The 25,628-nt window shown below is 65.7% G+C and carries 17 protein-coding genes and 1 riboswitch; of the genes, 12 read left to right on the top strand and 5 right to left on the bottom strand.

The window, feature by feature from the left end; genetic code table 11:
- Nucleotides 1–86: 86 nt before the first annotated feature.
- Both yghU and AC2YHJ_RS16265 read left to right on the top strand, forming a co-directional pair.
- Nucleotides 87–992: a glutathione-dependent disulfide-bond oxidoreductase gene (gene yghU, locus AC2YHJ_RS16270; RefSeq protein WP_487397127.1), complete on the top strand. Its 906-nt coding sequence runs from the start codon at nt 87–89 to the stop codon at nt 990–992.
- A gap of 241 nt (nt 993–1,233) precedes the next feature.
- On the top strand, nt 1,234–2,718 hold the full coding sequence (locus AC2YHJ_RS16265) for an ABC transporter substrate-binding protein (RefSeq protein ID WP_487397126.1): 1,485 nt from the start codon (nt 1,234–1,236) through the stop codon (nt 2,716–2,718).
- A 248-nt stretch (nt 2,719–2,966) separates the two neighbouring features.
- Here AC2YHJ_RS16265 and ade read toward each other — a convergent pair whose 3' ends face one another.
- On the bottom strand, nt 2,967–4,859 hold the full coding sequence (gene ade, locus AC2YHJ_RS16260) for an adenine deaminase (RefSeq protein ID WP_487397125.1): 1,893 nt from the start codon (nt 4,857–4,859) through the stop codon (nt 2,967–2,969).
- Nucleotides 4,860–5,433: 574 nt separating this feature from the next.
- Nucleotides 5,434–5,757: a hypothetical protein gene (locus AC2YHJ_RS16255; RefSeq protein WP_487397124.1), complete on the bottom strand. Its 324-nt coding sequence runs from the start codon at nt 5,755–5,757 to the stop codon at nt 5,434–5,436.
- A 547-nt stretch (nt 5,758–6,304) separates the two neighbouring features.
- Between AC2YHJ_RS16255 and AC2YHJ_RS16250 the strand changes: the two genes are divergently transcribed.
- The 8 genes from AC2YHJ_RS16250 to AC2YHJ_RS16215 all read left to right on the top strand — a co-directional run bounded on the left by AC2YHJ_RS16250 (nt 6,305) and on the right by AC2YHJ_RS16215 (nt 15,247).
- Nucleotides 6,305–7,627: a tyrosine-type recombinase/integrase gene (locus AC2YHJ_RS16250; RefSeq protein WP_487397123.1), complete on the top strand. Its 1,323-nt coding sequence runs from the start codon at nt 6,305–6,307 to the stop codon at nt 7,625–7,627.
- A gap of 17 nt (nt 7,628–7,644) precedes the next feature.
- Nucleotides 7,645–8,181 (top strand): hypothetical protein, encoded by a 537-nt coding sequence (locus AC2YHJ_RS16245; protein ID WP_487397122.1) that lies wholly within the window; start codon nt 7,645–7,647, stop codon nt 8,179–8,181.
- A gap of 77 nt (nt 8,182–8,258) precedes the next feature.
- A complete protein-coding gene (locus tag AC2YHJ_RS16240; protein ID WP_487397121.1) occupies nt 8,259–8,612 on the top strand; it encodes a hypothetical protein in 354 nt (117 codons plus the stop codon).
- Nucleotides 8,609–8,938, top strand: a complete 330-nt coding sequence (locus tag AC2YHJ_RS16235) for a MerR family transcriptional regulator (RefSeq protein ID WP_487397120.1) — start codon at nt 8,609–8,611, stop codon at nt 8,936–8,938. The genes AC2YHJ_RS16240 and AC2YHJ_RS16235 overlap by 4 nt, the downstream gene beginning before the upstream one ends.
- Nucleotides 8,935–9,321, top strand: coding sequence for a hypothetical protein (locus tag AC2YHJ_RS16230; protein ID WP_487397119.1), 387 nt, complete (start codon nt 8,935–8,937; stop codon nt 9,319–9,321). The genes AC2YHJ_RS16235 and AC2YHJ_RS16230 overlap by 4 nt, the downstream gene beginning before the upstream one ends.
- Nucleotides 9,318–10,001, top strand: coding sequence for a hypothetical protein (locus AC2YHJ_RS16225; protein ID WP_487397118.1), 684 nt, complete (start codon nt 9,318–9,320; stop codon nt 9,999–10,001). The genes AC2YHJ_RS16230 and AC2YHJ_RS16225 overlap by 4 nt, the downstream gene beginning before the upstream one ends.
- Nucleotides 10,002–10,142: 141 nt before the next feature.
- Nucleotides 10,143–13,676, top strand: a complete 3,534-nt coding sequence (locus tag AC2YHJ_RS16220) for a VapE domain-containing protein (RefSeq protein ID WP_487397117.1) — start codon at nt 10,143–10,145, stop codon at nt 13,674–13,676.
- Between the two features lie 899 nt (nt 13,677–14,575).
- Nucleotides 14,576–15,247, top strand: coding sequence for a hypothetical protein (locus tag AC2YHJ_RS16215; protein ID WP_487397116.1), 672 nt, complete (start codon nt 14,576–14,578; stop codon nt 15,245–15,247).
- An 863-nt stretch (nt 15,248–16,110) separates the two neighbouring features.
- Here AC2YHJ_RS16215 and AC2YHJ_RS16210 read toward each other — a convergent pair.
- Nucleotides 16,111–16,848 (bottom strand): hypothetical protein, encoded by a 738-nt coding sequence (locus AC2YHJ_RS16210; protein WP_487397115.1) that lies wholly within the window; start codon nt 16,846–16,848, stop codon nt 16,111–16,113.
- Nucleotides 16,846–16,954: riboswitch (SAM-I-IV-variant riboswitch) on the bottom strand. It overlaps the preceding gene by 3 nt.
- 342 nt (nt 16,955–17,296) lie before the next feature.
- On the opposite strand from AC2YHJ_RS16210, the gene AC2YHJ_RS16205 reads away from it, so the two are divergent.
- Nucleotides 17,297–18,229 carry a carbon-nitrogen hydrolase family protein gene (locus AC2YHJ_RS16205; RefSeq protein ID WP_487397114.1) on the top strand — a complete coding sequence of 311 codons (933 nt, stop codon included), beginning with the start codon at nt 17,297–17,299 and terminating at the stop codon, nt 18,227–18,229.
- Between the two features lie 482 nt (nt 18,230–18,711).
- Here AC2YHJ_RS16205 and AC2YHJ_RS16200 read toward each other — a convergent pair whose 3' ends face one another.
- Nucleotides 18,712–19,269, bottom strand: a complete 558-nt coding sequence (locus AC2YHJ_RS16200; protein WP_487397113.1) for an exopolysaccharide biosynthesis protein — start codon at nt 19,267–19,269, stop codon at nt 18,712–18,714.
- A gap of 397 nt (nt 19,270–19,666) precedes the next feature.
- Entirely contained in the window at nt 19,667–20,056 is a 390-nt protein-coding gene (locus AC2YHJ_RS16195; RefSeq protein ID WP_487397112.1) for a response regulator, read from the bottom strand.
- A 274-nt stretch (nt 20,057–20,330) separates the two neighbouring features.
- Here AC2YHJ_RS16195 and AC2YHJ_RS16190 point away from each other — a divergent pair, with 274 nt between their 5' ends.
- Nucleotides 20,331–24,647 carry a chemotaxis protein CheB gene (locus AC2YHJ_RS16190; RefSeq protein WP_487397111.1) on the top strand — a complete coding sequence of 1,439 codons (4,317 nt, stop codon included), beginning with the start codon at nt 20,331–20,333 and terminating at the stop codon, nt 24,645–24,647.
- Nucleotides 24,648–25,628: the final 981 nt, after the last annotated feature.

Below are 25,628 nucleotides of genomic sequence, written 5' to 3'. Positions count from 1 at the left end.
CCTGCATGCCAATGCGCACTCCGTTCCCCCGCGGCCGTTGTCCCAAGATGAGGCCGTGCCCTGGCACCTCGTCCTGGCACCCCCACTTGAGCATCATCAACCACCGGAGTGAGCGGATGAGTACGAACCCGGACTACGCGCCACCCAGCGTCTGGACCTGGAACAAGGCCAATGGCGGCCGGTTCGCCAACATCAATCGCCCCGTCGCGGGGCCGACCCATGACAAGGAGCTACCCGTCGGTCGCCACCCTCTGCAGCTCTATTCGCTGGCAACGCCGAACGGCGTGAAGGTGACAGTGATGCTCGAGGAACTGCTGGCCCTTGGTCACCGTGGTGCCGAATACGACGCGTGGCTCATCCGCATCGGTGAGGGCGATCAGTTCGGCAGCGGCTTCGTTTCCATCAATCCGAACTCGAAGATTCCTGCGCTCGTCGATCGCAGCGGAACGGCACCGATCCGGGTGTTCGAGTCCGGCGCCATCCTCGTCTACCTGGCCGAGAAGTTCGGTGCATTTCTGCCCAAGGACCCTGCCGCCCGCGCAGAGTGCTTGTCATGGCTGTTCTGGCAGATGGGAAGTGCCCCGTACCTCGGCGGCGGCTTCGGGCATTTCTACGCCTATGCGCCCACCAAGATGGAATACCCGATTGATCGATTCACGATGGAAGTTAAGCGTCAGCTCGATGTGCTCGATCGGCGCCTGGGCGAGTGCGAATACGTCGCGGGTCCGGACTACACCATCGCCGACATGGCGATCTGGCCCTGGTACGGCGGGCTGGTGAAAGGCTGGCTCTATGGAGCGGCCGAATTCCTCGACGTGCAGTCGTACCGGCATGTCCAGCGATGGGCAGATCGGATAGCCGAACGACCTGCCGCTCGGCGGGGGCGTATGGTCAATCGCGTGCAGGGTGATCCGGCCAGTCAGCTTCGGGAGCGCCACGACGCCAGCGACTTCGACACAAGCACACAAGACAAGCTGCAGGCGGCTGATTGAACCGCCTGCCGCGGCCGCGGATCTAGTCATCCGCTCAGCTGAGACCTGTTCAACGCCGACCAACGGTCGTTGGGCGGTGCTGAACAGATGCGATGCACGGTGTCAGCAGGCGGGTGCGTTGCGGGGCACCGCCTGTTGCGGAGCAAGATGGACACGGCGCGAACCGGTCACGATCAGTGCCACCACTTGCTGCTCAGCGCCCCGCCGCGGATGATAGTGAAGACTGGTAGGGAATTCCCGCATGCGCGCATTCGCAGCCTTGGCCTCCCTCCTCCTGTTCAGCCTCGCGCCGCCCGGCGCGGCACAGACGCTGCGCCTCGGCATCGGCGCCGACCCCAACGTGCTGGACCCGGCGGTCAGTGGCTCCTTCGTGGAGCGCGTGGTCTTCTCCGCGCTCTGCGACAAGCTCGTGGATATCGGCCCGGACCTCACCTTCCGGCCGGAACTTGCGACCCACTGGGAATGGGCGTCGGACGCGCTCTCCTTGACGCTGACACTGCGCACCGATGCGCGGTTCCACGACGGCACGCCCATCGATGCGGAGGCGGTGCGCGTCAACCTTGAGCGCTATCGCAGCGCGCGGGAATCGCGGAGGCGGAGCGAGCTCGCGCCGGTCAGCGGCGTGGAGGTGCCAGATTCGCGCACCGTCGTCATCCGCCTCTCCGAGCCCTACGCGCCGCTACTCTCAGTGCTCGCGGACCGCGCCGGCATGATCATGTCGCCTGCCGCCCTCGCGCGGCTCGGCGAGCGCATCCGCGAGGAGCCAATCTGCTCCGGTCCCTTCCGCCTGACCCGCCGGGTGCCGCAGGACCGCATAGAGATGGAGCGCTTCGCAGGCCACTGGAATGCCGCGAACATCTACGCGGAGCGACTCGTCTTCCTGCCGATTCCGGACAATACGGTGCGGCTGCTGAACCTGCGCGCGGGGCAGCTCGACATCATCGAGCGGCTGTCGCCCACCGATGTCGCCGATGCCCAACGCGATCGGCGACTCCGCGTGATGGAAGCAACGGCCATTGCCTACCAGACCATGTCCATCAACACCGCGACCGGCGCCTTGCGGGACCCGCGGGTTCGGGAAGCGCTGGAGCGCAGCATCGACCGCAACATCATCAACCAGGTCGCGCTGGAAGGCCGCTTCGTGCCAACCAACCAGCCCGAGGCGCCAGGTACCGCCTTCCACTTCCCCGATCTGCCGCCGCCGCCGCGTGATCCGGCCCGGGCCCGCGCCCTGCTGCTTCAGGCTGGCCATCAGCGCTTCGCCTTCACCCTGAAGGTGCCGAACAGCCCGGTCGAGTCCCAAGTGGCGCAGATCATCCAGGCGATGGCGGCGGAAGGTGGCTTCGACATCCGCATCGAAACGCTGGAAGCCAGCACCATGGTCGCGGCGACGCAGCGCGGCGACTACGATGCGGCGATCGCCATTTGGTCCGGCCGCCCCGACCCGCATGGCAATGTCGCCATGTGGCTCGCCAGCGACGGCTTCCTGAACTGGGGGAAATACGCGAACTCGGAGGTGGATGCGGCGCTGAACGCTGCGCGCCGCAGCACCGATTCCGGCGAGCGCCGCGAGGGTTACCGGCAGGCAGCGGCGCTCTGGATGGCAGACCGCCCGCATCTGTTCCTGTACCATCACCGATGGTTCTGGGCCCTGCGCGCGGACGTGAGCGGCTTCGAGCCCAATCCGGACGGCATCATCCGCTTCGCTGGGATCCGCGTGCCGTAGGGGATGCCACCAGGCACGCCCTGACCAACGGCCTTCCCGCGCGGCGCGTGTCGGGCGGCGTAATGTGCAGTACTGCCTCCGGCCGGACATCACCCACCGGGCCTTCGCAGCCGTGACGTGCCCAACGCAGTCATCCGAGGGGCGTGCCTGGCTTCCACGAAGCAGACACTGCCCGCCGACCATCCAATGGCCGAATTCGGCGGAAACCAGACATTCAGCATGAGCCCACCTGACCGGGAGAGCGCGGATCAGGTGATCACGACGAAGCGGTCCACGTCCACCATGCCATGGTCGGTAATCTTCAGATGCGGGATCACGGGCAGGGCAAGGAAGGCCAGCTGAAGGAACGGCTCGTCAAGCGTCACCCCAAGCGAATGCGCGGCGGCGCGCAGGATGGAGAGTTCCCCCTGCACGATCTCGAAGGGCTTGAGACTCATCAGCCCGGCAATCGGCAGCGCCACCTCCGCCAGCAGGCGGCCGTCGGCGGCGACCACGAAGCCGCCCTCGATCTCGCCCAGGCGATTGCAGGCCAGCGCCATGTCGGAATCGTTGGTGCCGACCACCGCGATGTTGTGATGGTCGTGGCAGACGGTCGTGGCGATGGCGCCGCGCTGCAACCCGAAGCCCTTCACGAAGCCAATCGCCCGGTTACCGTTCACCCCGTGCCGTTCGACGATGGCGACTTTCACCAGGTCGGCGGCAAGGTCGGGCACTGAGACACCATCCTCGACGGGCAGTATTGCCTCGAGCCGCTCGGTGATGATGCGGCCGGGGATGATGCCGATTACCGGGCTCGACCCGCTGGGCGCAGGACGACGGAAGTCGGCAGCGGAGACCTGCGGAGCGCGCACGCTATGGCGGGCGATGGGGGGGATCGTCTGGCGCCGGGCGAAGGCGCCCTCGTCCGCCACGACGCCACCACAGAGTACGAGCCGGGCGCGGCAGTTCTCCAGCGCGTCGATGGCGACGATGTCGGCGCGCCAACCAGGGGCGATCAGGCCTCGGTCCGCGAGACCGAAGATCCGTGCGGCGGAGTGGCTGGCGGCCCGGTATACTGCGAGCGGGTCCGCGCCCAGCGCGATGGCCGTGCGGATCATGTAGTCCAGGTGACCGTGCTCGGCGATATCGAGCGGGTTGCGGTCATCGGTGCAGAGCGCAAGGAAGGGCGAGTGCCGCTCCGTGATGAGCGGCGCCAGCGCATGCAGATCCTTGGAGACCGATCCTTCCCGAACCAGGATCGCCATCCCCTTGGACAGCTTCTCCAGTGCCTCAGCCGCACTCGTTGTCTCGTGGTCGGTTCGGATGCCGGCGGCGAGATAGCCGTTGAGATCCAGGCCGCGCAGCAGCGGCGCATGGCCATCGATATGCCGCCCCTGAAACGCGTGCAGCTTGGCCAGGCAGCCGGGGTCGCGGCGCAATACTCCAGGATAATCCATGAACTCGGCCAGCCCGATGACCTTCGGATGCTGTGCCAGCGGCAATAGGTCCGCGACGTCCAATCTTGCGCCGGACGTCTCCAACTGTGTCGCCGGCACGCAGCTGGAAAGCTGGACGCGCAGGTCCATCACGGTGCGCTCGGCCGCCTGCAGGAAGTAGCGGATGCCCTCGATACCGGCGACGTTCGCGATCTCGTGCGGGTCGCAAATTGCCGTCGTCACGCCGCGCGGGGCCACCGCGCGGTCGAACTCGAAGGGTGTGACCAGTGAGGATTCGATGTGCAGGTGCGTGTCGATGAAGCCAGGCACCAGCACCAGCCCGGAGACGTCGATCTCACGCCGGCCACGATAGCTGCCTTGTGTGCCAACGATCCGTTCCGCACAGACCGCGACATCACTCTCCATGAGCGCGCCGGTGACCAAGTCGAAAACGCGCCCGCCTTTCAGTACCAGGTCGGCGGGCGTGGCGCCCCGCCCCTGATCAATGGCCGCGGCGAGCTCGGCGATGGGCCTTTCGATGGCGGTTTCCCTCCGGCGGCCAGTCGGTGCGGCGGTTGCCGAATGGCGCCGTTCCTTCCGGCGCCTGGAGAGGTTGCCAAGCCTCAGCTTGTCAGTCGAGCGGCGTAACAGCCGCGAGGCGGAGGTAAGGGACCCGAATGACCACGTCGGATCGAGAGCAGCCGGCTGGGCGATGACACGGGGCATGTAACGGTGGTGCCGGGGCGCCGCGACCAAGGCAACAGCCAGCGTCTCCCGCCTTACCAAGGACTTAGAGAATGCTGCTCATCGATGAGTGTTAGAGAGAGAGCAATATTTTACACAATTTGTGTATTTTGATACTAGTTGAGATTACTTTTTAGATGCATGATGCGCCAGCGAGGCTTTTTGCCCCCCGGCCTTGCGAAAGGTGGCCGCCGCAGCTGGTAAACTGGGTGCGGCGGCGCCTCTTGCCCATGACGCGCGACCGACATGTCCGACGTGTCACCTCATTGGGTCACGGCAGCGCGGAACGTGACATTATCCCCATCCGGGTGGAGACGGTGGCGTCTGAACGGTGCAGGAACGCGCGAGACGGGGCGCGTGGGGCAGATGTCGCTGACTTGGTGGCGATGGAGGGTGCAGGGGCGCGTAGGCCAGCCTATGCCGCGGCGACAGGACCCCTCAATGCAGCGTCGCGGCGGGCCATTGCTTCCCACACTGCTCGCAGCAGGATCAGGGGCCACCAGGCGCCGTCGAGATGAAGAAGCGTGCCGAGCCGGCACAGGGTACGGACGAGTCGTCAGCCCCGCGCCGCCGGGCAGATCACGCGCAGTGCCGCAAACCAGCGGTCGCCGGCGAGCCGCACGCGGCCTTCCTCGATGATCGGCGCGTCGGCGCAGCGGTCGCCCAGCGCCGAGTGCGTCACGTTTCGATTGCCCTCCGGCGTGCCGCGGCCGAGGGGATCCAGCGCGACGGGCGAGATGATGGTGATGATTCGCACGCTGTCCGCATGGATGGGGTGCGGTTCCACCCGCAGCATGCCACGCGTCAGGCTCGCATCCCGCTCGAGCCCCTGACACCCCGCCAGCCCCACCGCCGCGGTCACGATCAGCAGTCCTCGCATCGGCGCCTCCATCCACCGAGGACACCATGCCGCTTCCGCATCGAAAAAGTGAAGCATCGTGCTCACGCTGAGCGCGCCGCCGTCGAGGCCGAGGGCTGAACCCCCCTTGGGAGCCCTACCGCCGTTGCGGTCCGTCCGAAATGTTGGTGCACACGCGTTGCGGTTACCCCTGCCCCAAGCCCAGTGCCGCTCGGCCGCATAGGTTCCCACGGCGCGAGCATGCCCGAACACGTGCCGCCAAGAGTTGGAGATTTCGCTGGAGAGGTTCCGGCCAGATCCTGCCAACCTCTTGAAAAGATTGGCGTCCCCTAGGGATGCCACATGCCCTTTAAACCCAGACAGATTTGGCGTCCCGTTCTGTCTCATTCCGTCCAGAAACTGCTTTCCTAAGCGGCTTTTCAGCTGTATCTGACGTCTGTACCACACCCCCTCGGTGTCCCATTCTGTTCGGTTCGATCCGACTGCAGCCGGCGCGTGTGAGGGGGTTTAACCCCCTCAGGTTGAGGGGCAACCCCCTCGGCGCGGGGGCGGGAAACGGGGGCTATGGATGGCGAAAGTTCAGGGGCTGACGGACGCGCGGCTGAGGGGCTTCCTCGAGCCCGGCAAGCACCACGACGGCAAGGGCACCGGCCTGTACCTGGTGGTCCGCGAAAGCGGATCCCGGGCTTGGGCGCAGCGCCTCCGTGTACCGGGCGGCAAGGTCCGTGAGATCGGGCACGGCACCTATCCGGAGGTGGGCATCGGTGAGGCCCGACGCCGTGCTGAGGCTGCCCAGGAACAGGTCCGCACCGGCGCAGATCCGGTGGTTGCGCGTCAGGGTGCCAAGGTCGCCGCCGCGGTGGCGCAGGAGCGCACTCTGCGCGCCGCGCTGGCCGGCTACCTCGCCGCGCACTCGGGCGCCTGGAAGAACGCGAAGACGGAACCGGTATTTCGCGCCTCCATCGAGAAGCACGCCGCTGCGCTGATCGATCGCCCGGTGGCTGGCATCAGCCTCGAGGATGTGCGCGACACCCTGTCCTCGATTTGGACGACCACCCCGGTGCTGGCGCAGAAGGTGCGCGGGCGCCTGGAGGCGGTGTTCGAATTCGCCGCCGCGGCGCGCTGGATGAGCGGTGCGAACCCTGCCGCGTGGAAGGGCGGCCTCCGCCCACTTCTGGCGAAGCCGAGCACCCTCCACACGACGCGGCACCACCCTGCCCTGCCCTGGCGGCGCGTGCCGGCCTTTCTGACGGCGCTTCGGCAGCAGCCAGGCGTTGCGGCGACATGTCTTCACCTCTGTATCCTCACGGCCTGCCGCAGCGGCGAGGCGCGCGGAGCGGACTGGTCCGAGATCGATCTCCAGGCTGGCGTGTGGAAGATTTCGGCTGCACGCATGAAGGCGCGAGCGGCGCACCGGATCCCGCTTGCGCCGGCTGCTATCGCGTTGCTGACCAGCCAGCTGCCAGACGATGGGAACAAGCCGGCGCGTGGGCTGGTATTCCCGAATCCGAAGGGCGCGCCGTACAGCGACATGTCCCTGCTCGCTGTGGTCCTGCGAATGCAGGATCTTGCCACCAAGCGCGGCGGGCTGGGTTGGGTGGATGAGGACAAGACTCGGATCACCCCTCACGGCTTCCGCACCTCCTTCCGCTCGTGGTGCGGCGATCACGCTGTGCCGCGCGAACTTGCCGAGATGTCCCTTGCCCACAAGATCGGCAGCGCGGTCGAGCAGGCCTATGCCCGCACCGACCTGCTGGATCGGCGCCGCGAGGTCATCGACCGCTGGTGCGCCTTCATCGAGGCGGCGCCGTCTAAGCAATCGATGCGGTCGCTGCCGCATGTCAACCAACGCAAGTCCAACGCTGGCCTGCCGGGGAGCCGCGACATCTGACCGATGGGAGGTTTGCCATGAAGCGTTCCGTTTCGCGTGCGCGTCCCGCAGATGACGATGAGCGCCAGCACTGGGCCATTATGGCGAGAACCGCGACCCAGTTGGCTCGCTGGCTGACGGCTGGTGTCGAGTGTCCGGGCCACGCGAAAGCCCTGGCGTGGATGCCTCCGTCGGTGCAGGCGGCCGTTCTCAGCCATCGGTCGCCAAACAGCCGTTACATCCCCAGTGTGCAGCGCGCGTACGACGCCGCGTATGCGAAGGCACGAGCCGAGGGTCGCCGCCGAATTCACACTTCGGAATGGGCACCGTCCAATTCCGATCCTTCGGCGGTCAACCGCAATTCGCCAATCTTTGTCCCTGGGACGGCGCCATACGGAAGTCGGATTATTAATGCCATTGCGGCTGAAGCGAATGTCAGCCCCGCCACGATCCGCATGTGGGTACAGCGGCTGGCGGACGTCTTCGAGGAAGAGGACAGGCGGATCTTTGGCGACGCGGTGAAGCGGAAGCCCGGCAACCGCCGGTCGTCGCGCGGTAAGCGCCACGCTGAATAACAAAGGTGGCAGCGCTGTCGATCGGGCCGCAGTAGCCCGCCAATGTCCCTCCAGCATCACCTCGCTGGAGACCCAACGTGCCCCGCCCTTCCGATACCCCTTTCCCCCAGAGCGCGGTCCCGGAGGCCCAGTACCGCCGCCGCATCGCGCTGATGCCGACGGGCTGGTTAAGCGCCACCAACCTTGTTGAGCGCCGCGTGGTGGGATCGAACACGAGCCTGGATCGCCTCCTGGCTCGTGCGGCTAATGACAATCCATTCCCGAAGCCGGCACGCGACGCCGCGACCCGCATGCGCTTCTGGCGCGAGGGTGACGTCACCCTCTGGGTCGAACTCGAGCGCCAGCATCGCGAACGGCGGCTCCTGCAACCCGAACCGCGCCGCGATCATCGTCAGGGGTCGTTGCTCGAAGCTAAGGGGGTGGTCTCATGACCCGCAGGCAATCCCTTTGCGCCTCCGCCGCGCAGCAGGCCCTTGCGGGCCTGCCCCCGCCCGACGCAGCCGACGCGCCGATCACCGTCACCGTCCCTGGCGCTACGGCCAGGACCGGCATCCCGCGGACGGCGATCTACGACCTTGTCGCCGCGGGGCGCCTGCGGGTCTCGCGCGTCGGGCGACGCTCCCTGATCGTCTACGCCGACCTGCACCGCGTGGTGATCGATGGCATCGCCGCACGTGAGGCAGAAATCCACGCCGCTGTTCAGAACGGACGAATGGTTCGTGCCGCACAAACCGCAAACCGGAGGGAAGCATCATGAGCGATATCAGTGACGACCGCACCGACTATGCGGTGAGGGTCCAGAACGTTATCGGAGCAGTCCGTGAGCTCATTCTGAACGGCCTTCCGGGCCTGTCGCGGGATGCCCGCGAGGCCTTGTGGGACATGTACCCGCCTACGACCCTACGGCTGCTTAACCTGGCCGTCGAGTGTTTGGGCTGGGAAGAAGATTCGACCATCGAAGACATGCGTGAAGCGCTTGAACGGATTCCATCATTGAATCTCTCTTCCGCGATCGTTTGGGGCGCGGCTGGATTTGTGGATGACCTGCGCACCGAGGAAGTTAGCTGGCTCTCAAGAGATGAGGCACGGGTGTGGCTACCCGAGGTATGCGAAATCTTTGCTGAGAGGGCCGTGTCGTGAGCGCCGACATCGTGCACATCGGCCCCGTGCCTACCCTCGCCCGCGACGAGAACGGTTTCGAACAGTGGCGCGGCGCGCTACTGCACCTCGTAGAGTTTGGCATGGCCATAGAAGGATCAAGCTGGGAGATCGTGCAGCAGGCCCCGTCCGACGTGTTGTGGTTCGCGGTCCATAGCATCAGCCCACCGCTGCAAGGGTGTCTTGAGAAGGTGGTAGGCGGGATGGATCCTTTCTCCGCAGCGATCCTCGTCCTTCATGATCTGACTTCCTCTGACGACCCGTGGTCACGCGCCGCGTGGTTCGCCCTCGGTTGGCTTATGGCGCTGCGAGAGGCCCACGCACTCACCGACGAAGACCGGGTTCCCGATCACGTCATGCAGAAGGTCCGCGAGTGGTTCGACAGTGACGAACTCGCTCTTGATGCATGGCTGGGGCGCAAACACGACGGGATCACCCTCGTCGAGGACAGCGCCACGGTCGAATTCATCGCGGAGTGCCGCGTCCGCCTGGAAAAGCTGCGCGATGTCGCCAAGGCGCTCGTGGCTGAGTCGCCGGTCGGTATGCGGATGTTGGCCCAGGTTCTGGCCGACTATGGCGAAGGCGCGCGGAACATCAGCACCCTTGCGCCGAAACATTACCAGGCAGTGCTCACCGCACTGATGGCTGAACGCGCGAAGTGACGCACGGGGTGATCGCCCCCCCCTTCATCCAGCCAGCCAGCGAGATCCCCTCGTCTCGGCACCGGACAGCCAGCTCGGACGTGATGGTTGTGCCAGTAGCGAGGAAACTTCCGCGCTCGAACCAGCCGAAAGGGCATTCCCATGGTCCGTAAGACTTTGCAGAACGCCCCTCATTCGCCGCGACTGGACGGCGCCGTTCCTACTGAAGCCTCGGCCGGCGGCGCGACCCGCAGGTCTCAAGCGGTCGAGTTCATCGTCATTCGTACTAGGATCAGGCAGAGCAAGGCGTACACGCTGACCGCCAGCGGCTCCTTGTGGCAGGAGCCGGCCGCCAGGCTTTCGAGCGGCAAGGCCATCAGGACACGCATCGCCGGCCTCGCAGATCTCCCGCCGATCCTCGCTGACCTGAACGAAAGTGACCTGATCGTCGCCGGCCGCATCGTGAAGCCGGGGGTGGGCGAAGAAGCGTGGATCAGGACCAAGGCAGCGATGGCCGACATCGCCGACAGGATCGAGAAGGCTGCGGTCCCCCCGACGAAGTTCGTGACGCGCACAAAGGCCGATATGGCCTATGTCGCTGGTGCCCCCGCGCTGGTGGGTGGAGATCACGATGCAGGCTATCTGGATGACGCCTATCGCGCGCGTTTGGATGCCGCCGGCGGCGTGATCGCGGCAGCGACGGCAGTGTGGCCCGCGCTGCGGTCGGTCGAGATGCTGGGCGTGCCGTCGTCATCCTGCGGCATTCTGAATGCTGACACGAAGGAGTTGCTGCGTGACAGCCGCTCGCTGCACGTCTGGATGATCTGCAATGATTCCGGTGTCGGTAACGTCGGCACGCTCAAGTTCTTCCTGCGCCTGCACCAGCATTTGGTCCTAGCCGGGTGGGGTTGGCTGTTCGTCAGTGAAGCTGGCCGTGCCGAGGTGCGCTCGCTGTTCGACCTGGCCGCGTCGGGTAGAGGTGAACGCCTGTGGTACAGCGGCCCCGCAGCGCTGGGCGCGGGGCTGGAACAGCGCGAGGGTGCGCGCGACCCGGTGCTGGTTCACCGTGGGCAAGGGCGCCTCGACCTCGAGACGATGATGCCACCTGCCCTGACAAAGGCGGAGGAAGCCCGCTTCAATGAAATCGAGCGCGAGTTTCGGGAGATGCACGCCCACAAGATCCGTCAGCTGAAAGACGCTCACCGTGAGCCGCACCGGCAGCGACTGCTGGCACGGGGTGCCACGCCAGCGGAGGCCGAGCGTCGGCTCGTGAATTGGGAACGCCAGGAGCTCGATGGCGAGGCGTTGATCTGGCTGGACCATGGCAACGCCATGCGCGTGGCGGACGTGCTTGCCGACCTGGATGAATTCTTCCGCAAGCATGGCGATGGGTGGCGCGTCACCATGCTCGACCCGATCGAGCCTGACTATCGCGGCGCAGCCGCCAACGTGGCGGTGATGGACGGCGGCAACGGTCGATGTCCGTCGATCTTCTCACACGCGCATGGTGGGCAGCGCTTCGAGCTGGGCTGGTCAGCGGAGGACGTGCGCCGCCGGGCAGAGGATGCCGTGGAGCTGCTCGCCGCGACGCGCGGCGCTGAACTGACCAGGTTCGAAATCGTCGATGCTGTTGGCTGTGCGACCGGACCGATGTTCTGTCGCCTGCTGCCGAGCGCGACGCCAGCGGCGGTCGATGAGGCCTTGTCAGGCAGTGGCGTCACGCGGCGCGACATCTTTGGATGGGAGGTTGGACAGCACGTCGTCGAGAACCTGCTTGGTCTGACGCGCACGCTGAAGGATCGCGCGCCGCACAACGGCCTCGGCACGTCAGGCGACAGGGTGGACCTGAATGCGATCATGACGCTGATCGAGGCCGAGGATGCAGTCTTGTCGGGGCTCGAGCGGGACGGCCTGGTGGTTGGCCTCGTCGATGCGCTTGCCGCGTTCTGGGCAGCGGCAGGGCCCGACGCTGAACGCCTTCGGAGCGTGTTGGCCGTGGAGCGCAACAGGTCTGAGGAAGCTCGCCGAGGCATCATGGGCGAGCACCCTGTCTGCCCCCCAAGCGCCTGCGAAGCGGAGCCAGCCCCTATCGGCGCAGCGGCTGAAGCCTGGGATAGCCACGATCCTGAGCCCGATGATCTGCCGCTGGTGAACTGGCTCGCTACTGGACCGAGGCAGCGGAGGTCAAACCAGCACAACGCCGTCAATGCGCTTGTGAACGGGCTGCGGCTCGGCCCTGGCAAGGGCGGCCCTCGCCTCATCCGTGACATCCGCACGGGAGATATTTTGCTGTCAGGCATTCGGCCCGGCAGTGAGGCGTGGCAGGCGCTGCGACTTGAAAAGCTGAAGCCAAACTTCATCGAGCCTTTGACGCGCCTGCCGGTCTGGGTTTGGTCGGACGACATCACGAACTCTGCCGTCGGGTGGGCGCAGCGGCACGAGGTCATGGTGTCGCAGGAGGTGATGCTCGAAGCGGTACGCTGGATTGCCAATGGGACGATCATCGATCCCGTTGCGCTCTATCTCCATCGATTGGAGAAACGGAAGGTTTGGGACGGCGTGCCGAGGCTGAATGGTTGGCTGATCCGGCACGGCGGTGCGGAAGACGGTCCGGTCGGTGAGAAAGCGCTGTCCATGACGATGATCGGTGCCGTGGCACGCGCGCTCGTTCCAGTGGAGAGCTCAGCCATGGAAGCCGCGCGCCTTGACACGGTGATGGTCCTCGCCGGTCCGCAGGGTGGGCGCAAGTCGGCCGCAATCCGCATCCTGGCCCGAAGCCCCCGTTGGCACACGGAAAGCGTCACGGGGAACCTTTCAGACAAGGACAACATCCTGAACATGCACCAGGCGTGGATCACCGATATCTCCGAGGGTGCGTCCCTGAAGCGGTCGGATGTCACGGCGATCAAGCAGTTCATCACCACGCCGCACGATAGGATCCGCGTTCCCTATGCGCGTCTGCCGGGTCTGATGGCCAGGCGAGGCATCCTGGTCTGCACCGTCAACGACGATGGCGGCGGGTTTCTCGCGGACACGACTGGTTCAAGGCGATTCATCGTGGTCGGCGTGGACCGGATTGACACTGATGTGTTGGCCCAGGAGGTGGACCAGCTCTGGGCAGAGGCAGTCGCGCGCTATCGCACCGGTGAACAATATTGGGTTGAGCAGTATGCGGAGGACGATAGCTGTGCCGCCGAATTGCGGGATGCTCTGTCCGCATCAGCAGAGGCGCGGCGTGTAAAATCCGGCCTGGAGGAGGCCGTGCGGCGCTGGGTGTCCGAAGTGCCGACGGTTTCATCGGCGGGCCGGATCACGAGTTGGCGCCCGAGAACCATGGCCTTGTCGGTTCTTCCGTGCTCGAAGGTGCTCGATATGGTGATGGAATTGGGTTTGGACCCGATGAGGGACCATTTCTCGCTCGCGAACGCCAAGCGCGCGCTGGTGGCACTTGGATGGGACATCGCACGGCTGAAGTTCCGCGGTGGTGGGGCGTTGGGCTTTGCTTTCGACGAACGCGTCTGGCTGTCCCAGGCGGGACTTCAGGTTCGGAAGCAGGCCGCGCTGGCCGAGGAAAAGCTCGGTGTGAAGAAGGGCGGCCGATTTCGCCGGTGGCTGATGGAGCAGCGGGACTGCGGGGCAATCTATGGCTCTCCGGCCAACGTCGGTACCAAGGACGAGGTGGAAACCTCCTTGTAGGCCCGAGCACCGCGGCACAGACACCGATACCCACAGGCCCTCGACTACAGCCCGCAGGTCAAAAGGCGGAGATTTCGCGTCCGTGCTCCAGGTTGAGGCACAATCTTGCCGGCCTTGAGGCCGCATCGCTTGGTTGCTGGAAGCCAGGTTTTCTGCGGGTTTGAGCCTCGGTTGAGGCTGAGGCCGGCACAAAGTCGATTTTTCAACACCTGCACGCACTGTCCGCGCCGCTCACGAGCTCATCGCACGCCCCCCCCCGCGGCATGCGCACAACACCCACGGTCTTTATGCGTAGTATATTCCCTGCCTCACGGCCTCAGTTTGGCTGAACACTAGATCCTTGGCTCGTTTCGCTGAGGCCGATAGCAGTAAATGGGCGTGGCCTCACCGCGGCCTCAGAACGAATTTCGGCCTCACCGGCGGTCAACACTGCGACACGGACCGGGCCGGATGCGGGACTGTCGAGAAGCCCGCCTATGATCCATCGATGAAGCGGCAGCGTCTCACACAGAGCGGGGCGTGCCCGCAGCGCGCTGTGGCCGGTGAGGGTGCAACTCGGTTCCAGCGGCCGCGCCCGCCGGATGGCGATCTCCTCCAACGCTGGTCGGGGATCGCACTGGCAAGGTCCGGCGAAACGTCGACACCGAACGGATCAGGCAGGTGATCCAGTCTCGCGCGTGCGCATCGCATCGCCGGATCCTCGGTGGGTAGTCTCCGAAAGGGCGGATTGCCGCAAACTGCAGGCTGCAGCCGCGCATCGCCGATGCACCGGTTAGTGCGGTTAGAGCCATCTAACCGCGGCCAAACTGCGTTCTAACTTTCTAACTCACCGTTCTAACCCAAGCCGTGACGGGCTTTCTTGAATGCGGTATCCTGATACCGCCTTACTGGAGGGCAGCATGCCCACCTTGACCGATGCCCGCACCGAACGCCTCGCCCACCTCCTGGCCGCCGGCATGACCCGCGCCCAGGCCTGCCGCATGAGCGGCTACAGCGCCACAACGGCGGCGGTGAAGGCGCACAAGATCGCCGCCCGCCCGGATGTCATGTCCCGGGTGCTGGAGCTGACCGGCGGGGTCGCGCCGGCCGCCCTGGTGGGCAGCGCGCCCGCGCATCTGGGGCCGCCAGCAACGGGCCCCTGGGCCGCTCCAGCGGCCGCGCCGGCGCCTCGGGCGGTGGTAGTGGCTGCAGCACCGCATTTGCCTTCCAGCGAGCCTGTGGATCCGCCGCGGCCCCTTCCCCGCATCGACCTGGCGACGGCGAGCCCTGAGCAAGCGCGGCGCTGGTCGCTTTCCGTCCTGGCTGAGGTGATTCACGAGGCGCACTTCGCCCGTGATCGACGGATCGTGGTGAACGCCATGACGGAGGCAAACCGCCTGAACGGGCTGCACATCCAGAAGATCGAACATCTCCAGACGTCGGTCCTGGACGGTTTGTCCCGCGCCGAGCTGCTGATGTTGGCCGAAGCCCTGAAGAACGGTCGCGTCGAGGACGGGATGTTCGTCATCGATGGCGAAGCGGTAGCCACCGCCGAGCATGAAGCCGAGCTTCTGGACGATCCCCTGGCCTAGCGCGCCGTCAAGCTACGCCTGGCGGCGCTGACGACTCACGCCTGGTGATCCTCGTAGGAGCGTCCCACTCAGATGGCGCCGCGATGCCAGCCCAGTTCAATGGCTGATGACGAAGGGCACCTTCTGGTTGGCGTCTACACCGGCCACCATAGCGATGCACCGATCCGCACATTGCCGCCAGTTCTTCGTACTTCGCGATCGAAGCCCCCTCGCGCAGCCCCCTCAACGCATAGATCGCTGCCGCTTCGCATCGTTCGCCGCGCCTTTTGCCACAGCGCGGTCCGCGTGAGGCGCTCACCGACAGGGGCTTCCCCAAGGATCTGACAAAGGGGCCCAGTGGGGGTGCCGAACCCCCCCCCCCACCCGGCCCTGACCGGGGGGCGGGTGGACGACCGGGGGGCACTGCCTCCAAACAAGCCCTCCCCCAGAAATCGAACTGGCCTCACACAGATTCGTTCTGATAATGGAATTTCTTGTTGCGCTTCCTCTCGCCGATTTCGAGGGCCTAGCGGCCCGAAAGGACAGGCCCGGCCATAGCCGACGACGGGTCGAAGCATGCCTCCACCGGCTACCAACCCCATCCCACGCTGTCAGCATCGCGGAGGCCGGGTGCGCGCCGTTGGCTCGATACCAAGAGATGGACGGCATAGGCGGGACGAGGTTAACGGCATTCACCCGCCGGGCGCCCTGCACGGTCTCAGCAGACACGCGTCATTCGCACGCCGAGTGCGGAGCGGAGGAAATCCTCCGCAACCTAGCGCGCTGTCGGCAGCGCTCCCGCACGGATCAAACCAAACGCTGCCCCGAAGCCGACCAGATCAATCGGTGGGCGGCTTGGATCTCACCATTCCAGCCGCTACCACTCATCGCTCGCGATCTGCGGCGTCGTCCGTGACCGGCACTGCATCGGTCCCCCAGTTGCATCCCCTCCGCGCGACCCAGGCGCGCACGAAGAAGCCACCGACATCGGTCTTCTCCCTCCGCGTCTTCACCACGCCCGGTGCGACCTCTTCCCGCTCGTGCAGGCCCAGTTCGCGCTGGATGCGCGAGCGCGGCCCAGCCGGAACACGTGTCCGGCCGCCAATGCCGGCTCGCAGCTCCCAGAAGGCGCCGTAGAGGTCCGACTTCAGGCGCGCCGGCACGCGCTCGTCCCCACGCCAAAGTCCGATGAATGTCCACATGCCGCCGCGCTCGGCCAGGGAAGCACGAAGTGTGTCAGCCTCGGGAGACGATGTCCGACCAGTTTGCGCCAGTTTGGGCGTCGGCATTCGCGTCGGGGCCCGCGCCCGGCGCGCTGTGCGAGGCAGCAAAGGCGTCTCGTCCGTGATCTGTACCCACGCCTCAGTGGACCGAGTACGGACCCGCCCGCGCCGATCCCTCGGCGGGTTGTTCGCGTCCGACACCGCGCTCCAGGCCTCCGTCCGCGTCGTGAAATCGCGCGGCACGCGCCAGCCCGAGATGCCGCCCATTGCCGCGACTTCACGGCACGTGGCGACGACACGCCAGACAACCTTCGCGCCGACGACCGCCGGTTCCACCTGACAGATACGCCAAAGTTCCCGACGCAAGAATTGCGGCGGGACGACCTTCGACTTGGGCATTGAAGCCTCCTTTGCCCGTGTGGGCCGCATCCCCGAAATGGGAGCCACCGGACGGAGGACCGGTTGGCGGCGCGGGCAGCCTGCCCGCGCTCTCTTGATGCTGGTTGCTCGATATTGCCTCGATCGGAACCGGTCAAGGCGAGCGTGCAGTGGCGGCTGGGCTGTGCCGGCATCATACGGCTCAGGTGATGTCGGGCCTTACGTTTCACGGTGCAAGTTCGCCAGAGCGGTTGGGGTCGAGGGCTCGAATCCCTTCGCCCGCAGCGGTAGGAACCGGAATCCAACTTTCTCTGGGCGTGTCGCCCGCCGACGAGCGACGCCGGAAAGCGAAGCATGCCCCGCAGAAGGGTCTGCGAGTGGTGTTGCCGGGAAAAGCAGCGTGCGAAGGCAGCGCAGCATGCGTGGTACGGTGCCCTCGCCCCAACCCGGGGCGCGGCGGAACGATCACATGAAGCTTGCAGTTGTCCAGCAACCGCCGGTCTACCTCGATCTTGAAAAGTCCATGGCGCGCGCGGTCGAGCTTGTCGGTGAGGCGGCAGCGGAGGGCTGCGACATGCTGGTGTTTCCGGAGGCATGGCTTCCCGGCTATCCGACGTTCGTCTGGCGGCTGCCGCCGGGGGCCGGGATGGGAAAGACGGATGAGCTCTACGCCCTCTCACAGTCGAACTCGGTCGACCTTAGCAGGGACGGGCTGCGACCGCTTCTGGAGGCGGCGAAGAACCATGGGGTGGTCATCGTACTGGGCTACCAAGAGGTCGACGGCTCGGTCAGCGGCAGCACGCTGTTCAACAGCTGCGCGATCATCGACGCGGACGGCAGGCTTGCGAACAACCACCGCAAGCTGATGCCGACGAATCCGGAGCGGATGGTCTGGGGCTTCGGCGACGGCTCCGGCCTGAACGTCGTGGACACCGCGGTCGGCCGCATCGGGGCACTGATCTGCTGGGAAAACTACATGCCGCTGGCACGTTACGCGCTCTATGCGCAGAACATCGACATCTACGTCGCCCCGACGTGGGACAGCGGCGAAACCTGGCTCGCGACGATGCAGCACATCGCGCGCGAGGGCGGCTGCTGGGTGGTCGGATGCGCGACGGCGTTGGAAGCATCCGACATCCCCGATGGCGTGCCATATCGCGACGAGCTTTTTCCGAACAAGGACGAGTGGATCAACGCGGGCGACGCCGTCGTTTACAAGCCCTTCGGCGGCGTCGTCGCAGGGCCGATGCGCCGGGAGAAGGGCCTGCTGTTCGCCGAGATCGATGTGGCGGCGGCGCGAGCCTCGCGGCGAAAGTTTGACGCCAGCGGGCATTATGCCCGACCCGACGTCTTCACTCTCACCGTGAACCGAAAGAAGCAGGCTCCCGTTCGATTCGACTAGGTCGCGTGGACAAACCTGATCCACAGACGGAGCGAGGAGAGTGTAGCGAAGCCAAGGAAGCTGTCAGCGGTTCCTCGTCAGTCAGCAGTCCGCGGATCAACGCCGATCTCCATCCCAGAGATCAGTGTGGAATCACGTCCGCGTCCGGATGGGAATCCCCCCTCCGCCTGTTTGTCCACGCGACCTAAGGCCGCTGGCGTGGCAGCAAACGGGGTCTGGTGGAGCAGCATCGTGCTTGGCTGAAGAGACGCTACCGGATTCGAACCGTCTCCACTCGCGTCCGCTCGGCAACCGCGCCACTGGCGTGGGAATGGCAACTGCCACCAATCACTCGCTGCGCAAGGAAATGGTCGAGGACCGTGCCATGGCCTGACACCTTCCGAAGCTCGGAAATTCTTGTCGGGGCCAATCCAAGATGGTGCGGGTGTAGAACGGTGCGCGAAGGGATCCGTGGAATTAGGGTGCCGCGCGCACTACCCCACTCAGAGAAGACTCGGCACCCAACCCGTTGGGCTTGCCGTCTCCCAAATGAGGATGCCAGTCGTTGCGAGGATGGCGAGCGCCGCCAGAAGCGCGGCGCAAAGCAGCAGACCGTCCTCCTCCAGATAGACGAATGCAACCAGCGTGATCGCCAGAGCGGGTAGGACATTGGTCAAGGGCAGAGGGACAAGAAGGCTGGCGCCGAGGAGAAGCACGATGCCGCCGACCACCCGCTTCGTCGCCTCGAACGGCGTATACCATCGCGGGCGGATGAATCGCTCCAGCCAGCGTATGACAGGCACCGCGCGACGGACCATGTTGGCAAGCCTGCGTACCTCGAAATGCCGTTCGCCAACGCGGTCGGGAAATATCGGCCTGCCGCGGGCCAGAATCATCTGCATCGCCGGCACGATCAGCAGTATGCCGGCGACGGCCGAGACACCCGGAAGAAGACCAAGGATTGCCAGGAGCAGAAGTACGATACCGAACGAACGGTCGCCCAGGCGTTCCAGGAGCCAATTGAGCGTTACCTGCCTCTCGGCAAGGATCGCATCGAGCATGGCCTCCAGAGCGATGGAGGTAGGCGGGCGCAGGATCATTGCGGCACCAGCATAGGCACGCGGAACGATAGCGGATCAATGGATCGCTTTCCGCTCGGCGGAGGCCGTCTGCATGTGAGAGTGAACGGGGCGCCGATCGGACTAGCACATCATCTGCGCGCCGTGACTGGAAGAGCGCGTCGTACCTACAGTCTTGCTACGGCGGCTAAGGCAAGCACCATGATCAGACATCAACCTGATGGCGGGGCCTGCATGCATCGACGCAAGTACCATGATGTGCAGCACAAACGTCGAGCGGGGTTGACCCAGTGCGGCGCGGTTGTCTGACCCCTGTAAGGGATGCACGGCTGCGAAGCGGGCATCCGGCGGCGTCCCTAGGTATGCAGCGGGCGCCGTCCTACCGGCTCGCGCGGTCCGCGCCGGAAACGGGAACAGCGCTGAGAACGCATTGGATGGCTGCGGCGAGTTCGGTGTCGCGATAGGGCTTCTCGAGCGCCACCGAGCCTGGCGACAGCGCAAGGGTGCGCCGACTATCGCCACTGACAAAGATATGCGGCACGAAACCGGCTCGGATGATCTCCCTGACAGCCAAGATGCCGCTGCCATCACGCAGCCGCGCATCGACGATCATGAGGTCGGGGCGAGATCGGTCCGCGGCCACCAGCGCACCGGCCACGCTACCGACGATGGCGGCGACGGCATGGCCCAGATCCCTCAGCACCATCGCCAACAGGATGCCGACAATCCCATCGTCTTCCAGGATGAGCACACGGCTCGCCTTCAACACCTCGTCCGATCCTTCCAACTATGCCGCGGTCATGCACGGAGCGGCCTGGATCGCATGCGCAACGCACAATCACCCCGCCGCGCGGCAGGCGCGTTTGGAAGCGGCGTTGAGGAGAATAGCGGCACAGTCACCCTGCTTAGAAGCATCGGAAACTACGCAGAGCCTTGAAGCCGGATCGAACGGCCGCACCGATTGATCAGACGCAAGGCGCTCGCCGTGCTACGGTGTCTTCCCTCCTGGTTTCATTGGAGGCAACCAGCAGAGACAATCGAGAATGGCCGGACACGACCCGCATCCGGCGGAGCCGCGATCGCGGCAATCACCGCCTTTGAGGACTGACCCTGACGCCTTCCCGGTTGTCGGCATCGGCGCTTCGGCCGGCGGCCTTGACGCTTGCCGCAAACTCCTGGATGCGCTGCCTGCCAGGAATGGCATGGCCTTCATTCTGATCCAGCACCTCGACCCGACGCACGAGAGCATGATGGTCGACCTGCTCGCCGGACACACTGCAATGGCGGTGCGCCAGGCAACCGACGGCATGGCGCTGGAGCCAGACCACCTCTACCTGATCCCGCCAGGAACCTATCTTTCCGTCCAGGACGGCGCGTTGCACCTGTCGCCACCGCAGGCGCGCCACGGTGCGCGCCTGCCATTCGACTTCCTTCTGCACTCACTGGCTGCGGCGTATGGCCCGCGCGCCATCTGCGTCATCCTCTCCGGCACCGGGACGGACGGTAGCCTCGGCGCGCGGGCCGTGAAGGACAAGGGTGGCCTCGTCATCGCGCAGGATCCGGCCGAGGCCGCCTTCGACGGTATGCCGTGCGCCGCGATGGCCACCGGTGCGGTCGATCTCGTCCTGCCGGTGGCTGAGATCCCGAGCATTCTTCTGCGTCCGGGCGATCGCACGCCGCCGAGTGCCGCCGACAAGGACTGCCTGCCCGACATCATCGCCCTGCTGGCCGCCAAGACCGGGCAGGACTTCGCGCTCTACAAGCCGGGCACCCTGCGGCGACGCATTGAGCGCCGCATGACGATGGCGGGGATGGAACGCAGGGCGCTGGATCGCTACCTGGACCTGCTCCGGCGCGATGAAGGGGAACTCGAGGAACTCGCAAAGGATCTGCACATCCACGTCACCAGCTTCTTCCGGGACCCGAAGGTGTTTGACGCGCTGGAGACGACCACCCTGCCGGACCTGGTGCGGAACCATTCGCCGGACCGTCCCCTTCGCATCTGGATCGCCGGATGCAGCACGGGCGAGGAGACCTATTCGCTGGCGATGCTCATTCTGGAACAGATCGCCGCAACAGGCCTCGATATCAGGCTACAAGTCTTCGCCTCCGATATCGACCCGGATGCTGTCGCAAGCGCGCGCGACGGTCTCTACCCGGACAGCATCACGGAGACGGTGTCGCCCGCGCGGCTCGCCCGCTTCTTCACCAAGGAGGAACGTGGCTACCGGGTCGTTCCGGACCTACGCGCGACCGTGGTCTTCGCGGTGCAGGACATCTTGGTCGATCCACCCTTCTCTCGCCTCGACCTTGTCTCCTGCCGGAACCTGCTCATCTACCTCGGCCCCGAGGCACAGGCCCGGATCATCGCCCTGTTCCACTTCGCCCTGCGCCCCGGCGGTGTGCTGCTGCTCGGCAGTGCCGAAACGGTGGGCGGCGGCGATGACGGCTTCGCGGCGATCGCCGGGGCGGAGCGGATCTATCGACGCATCGGCCGCAGTCGCTCCAGCGAGCTCCGCGTCGCGAGCACCACCGACGACGGTGCGCGGTCGGCGGCTCGCCTGGGGCCGATCGTCGCGCCGATGCGCCCCGAGGTGTTGGCCGAACTGTGCCGCCAACTGGTGATCGACGCCTTCGCGCCGGCAGCGGTCCTGATCGACCGCAACAACGCCTGCCTCTATTCCCTCGGGCCGACGGACCGATACCTGCGTCTGGCGCCGGGACATCCGACCCACGACCTGCTCGCCATGGCCCCACCGGGGCTGCGCGCCAGGTTGCGCACGGCGATCCAGAAGGCTGCGGAGGGCAAGGCGCGTGTCAGTGTCCCCGGCAGCCGCACGCAACAGGGCGGCACGCCGGCGCAATTCAATATCGACGTGCGGCCCGTGCTGCACGATGGCGAAACGCTGTTCCTGATCTGCTTCGTCGATGCGCCGGCGCTCATCGGACCGCTCCAGGCCGCTGCAGCGTCGAACGACCTCCCGCGGGTCAAAGAGCTCGAGCAGGAACTCGACGCCACGCGGCAGGAACTGCAAGGGGCAATCCACAATCTCGAACGGGCGGCAGATCAACACAAGGCGATCCACGACGAGGCGCTTTCGATCAACGAGGAGTACCAATCCGCCAACGAGGAGCTGCTCACCTCGAAGGAGGAATTGCAATCGCTCAACGAAGAGCTGACAGCGCTTAACAGCCAGCTCCAAGAAACGCTCGAACGGCAGCGCACCACCTCGGACGACCTGCAGAACGTACTGTACAGCACGAATGTGGCGACGCTCTTCCTCGATCCGATGCTCCGAATCCGCTTCTTCACGCCCGCCACGAAGGCGCTGTTTCACGTCATCCCGGGCGACGTCGGACGGCCGCTTTCCGATCTGCGTTCGCTGGCGGTCGACGATACGCTTCTGGCCGATGCGCAGGCGGTGCTGACGAAGGCGGTCCCGATCGACCGTGAGATCGAGGGCCGAGACGGCGGCTGGTTCATGCGGCGGATCCTGCCCTATCGCACACATGATGGCCGGGTGGAGGGCGTCGTCATCACCTTCACCGATACCACTGAACGCAGGCACGTAACTGCGGCGCTAGAGGCCGCCAAGCACCTTGCCGAGCAGGCCAGCGTCGCGAAGTCGCGGTTCCTTGCCGCGGCAAGCCATGACCTCCGCCAGCCGCTCCAGACACTGGTGCTACTGCAGGGGCTGCTCGCGAAAGTCGTGCAAGGCAAGGCAGGGCAGGATCTGGTGGCCCTGCTGGATCCGACCTTGAGCGCCATGTCCAGCATGTTGAACACGCTGCTCGATATCAATCAGATCGAGACCGGCTCGGTCACCGCGCAGGTGGCACCAACTCCGGTGAATGACATCCTGGCCAGGCTGCAGGGGGAATTCACGTATTACGCGCGCGCGCAGGGGCTTGCGATGCGCGTCGTGCCCTGCAGCCTATCGGTGCGCACCGATCCGCGCCTGCTCGAGCAGATGATCCGCAATCTGCTGTCGAACGCCTTCAAGTACACCCCGCACGGTAAGGTGCTGCTCGGCTGTCGTCGGCACGCAAGGATGCTTCGCATCGAGGTATGGGATACCGGGATCGGCATCGCGCAGGGCGAACTTCAGACGATTTTCGAGGAGTACCACCAGGTCGACAACGCCGCGCGCGAGCGGAGCCGCGGGCTCGGGCTCGGTCTGTCGATCGTGCGCCGCCTGGGGGTGATGCTTGGCCATCCGGTGCAGGTTCGCTCCGAGCCTGGCCGCGGTTCGGTCTTCAGCATCGATGTGGCGCTCGTATCGGACGGCATCGACGCGGTCCCGTCATCCGGGGCACCGCGTGCGGACGGTGCGGACGGCGCGCGCCGCAGTGGCGTGATCCTGCTGGCCGAGGACGATCCTGAGGTACGCCAGCTCCTGACCCGGGCGCTGGAAGGAGAGGGCCACCGGGTCATCGCGGCACCCGACGGCGCCGCGGCGCTGGACCTGGCGGCAGGCGGGGGTCTTCGCCCAGATCTCATCCTCGCGGACTACAACCTCCCGGGCGGGATGGATGGCCTGCAACTTTCTGCGAGGTTACGGGAGAAGCTGAATGACCAAGTGCCGGTCATCGTGCTGACCGGTGACATATCGACCGGTGCGCTCCGCGAGATCGCTCTGCTGGACTGCGTGCGGCTGCACAAGCCGGTGAAGCTGCCCGAACTGACCGAGACTGTTCAGCGACTTTTGGTGTCGGCGCCGACGCTGCCGCGTACGGCCGGTGCGGCGTCGCCGACAATCTTCATCATCGACGATGACAGCCAAGTGCGCGCCGCCATCCGGGCGGTGCTCGAAGATGTAGGCATGCTTGTCGAAGATCATGCAGACGGCAAGGCCTTCCTCGACGCCTATCGGCCCGGCGGCGAGGGGTGCGTGCTAGTCGATGCCCGCCTACACGGAATGGACGGTCTGGAACTGCTGGATCGATTCCGAGGCGCAGGCCACCGGGTGCCGACGATCATGATCACTGGCCATGGCGATGTGAGGATGGTGGTGCAGGCCATGAAGGCGGGCGCGGTGGATTTTATCGAGAAGCCCGTCAGCCGGGACGACCTGCTCGCCAGCATTGGCCGCGCGCTCGAACTGGCTCGGGATTCGCGCAAGCAACTGGCCTGGCACGACAGTGCGGCGAACAGCATCGCGGGCCTGACAGCCCGGCAGCGCGAGGTGATGGACCGGGTTCTTGCAGGACACCCCAGCAAGAACATCGCCGCGGATCTGGGCATCAGTCAGCGTACCGTGGAGAATCACCGTGCCGCGGTCATGCGGAAGACCGGAGCTGCGTCGCTGCCTGCCCTGGCCCGACTAGCACTCGCCGCGGCCATCGACGTGCAACCATGATTGACCGCCGGCGCTCCGAGGTTAGGTAGTTTCCGAGGCTGGCACCTCTATGCGTGGCGGCGTCTTCTGGTCCTGCCGGCACTCGTGAGGGCCGTCCGGGCTTGCCGCCGAGCCAACCACGATCCGGATGGATAGCCCCCCCCCCCGGCATTCGCGGTCGTGACGCAGCAATGTCACTCGGCGATCGGTCTCACATGCCTGCAGGATCCTGGAGATCATCATGACGCCGTTGCCATCGCGCTCCCCTACCGACAGCCTGCTGACGATCGTGTTTGACCATGGGGTCGTCTCACGGGCCATCGCTGGACGTGTCACGCTTGGCGATATTGCGCGGATGCGGGGACGTGTGGCGCGCGGCCGCTACGGGGATCCGGTTGCCATTTCGGTCGTTCTTGGACATCCAGGCGCTGACGCGTCCGGCGATGGTTCGGCGTCCCGACACTGATTCGGATGCTTCCACCGGCATCGTCAGGATGCCGGCCGTAGATTTCTCGATCCTGTTCGAGATGCAGGTACCGAGTGTCGATGGGTGGGTTGAAGTTCCGATCTTCCCAGAAGCAGTCGGCCGCGCCGGCCTCGTATTGCCCCCCCCGGGGCCGGCGCATTCTTCACGCCACGATCACCAATCCGCATCCGCACCCTGGCGTCGTCCGATTCCGCGCTCGCATGACAGGTCGTCGTCGTTGGGCCGCCTGCCCCCTTGCGCCGTGCCGTCGGCGGCCCCGAACCCCTGTGTCTCTATCCTTTTCGGACGGGCGGGGGCGCTGCCTGCGACCGTGTGGCGGAGAAGGGGGACGCAGCGGCGATGACCTTCACCTTGGGTTGCTTGGGCTTCTTCGCTTCCCGGCTGTTCCGCTTCTGACCCTTGGCCATGGCTCTCTCCTGTGATTGACGCGCACAGCGCGACGCAAATCGCCGCTCCGCGCATTCCCACGTCATACGGCGCCCAATCGGGCGCGCGTCATATTCGCGCATCTTGCA

It is taken from the genome of Roseomonas sp. SRI_022 (assembly GCF_057586215.1).
This window is presented reverse-complemented; position numbering and strand designations above follow the sequence as displayed.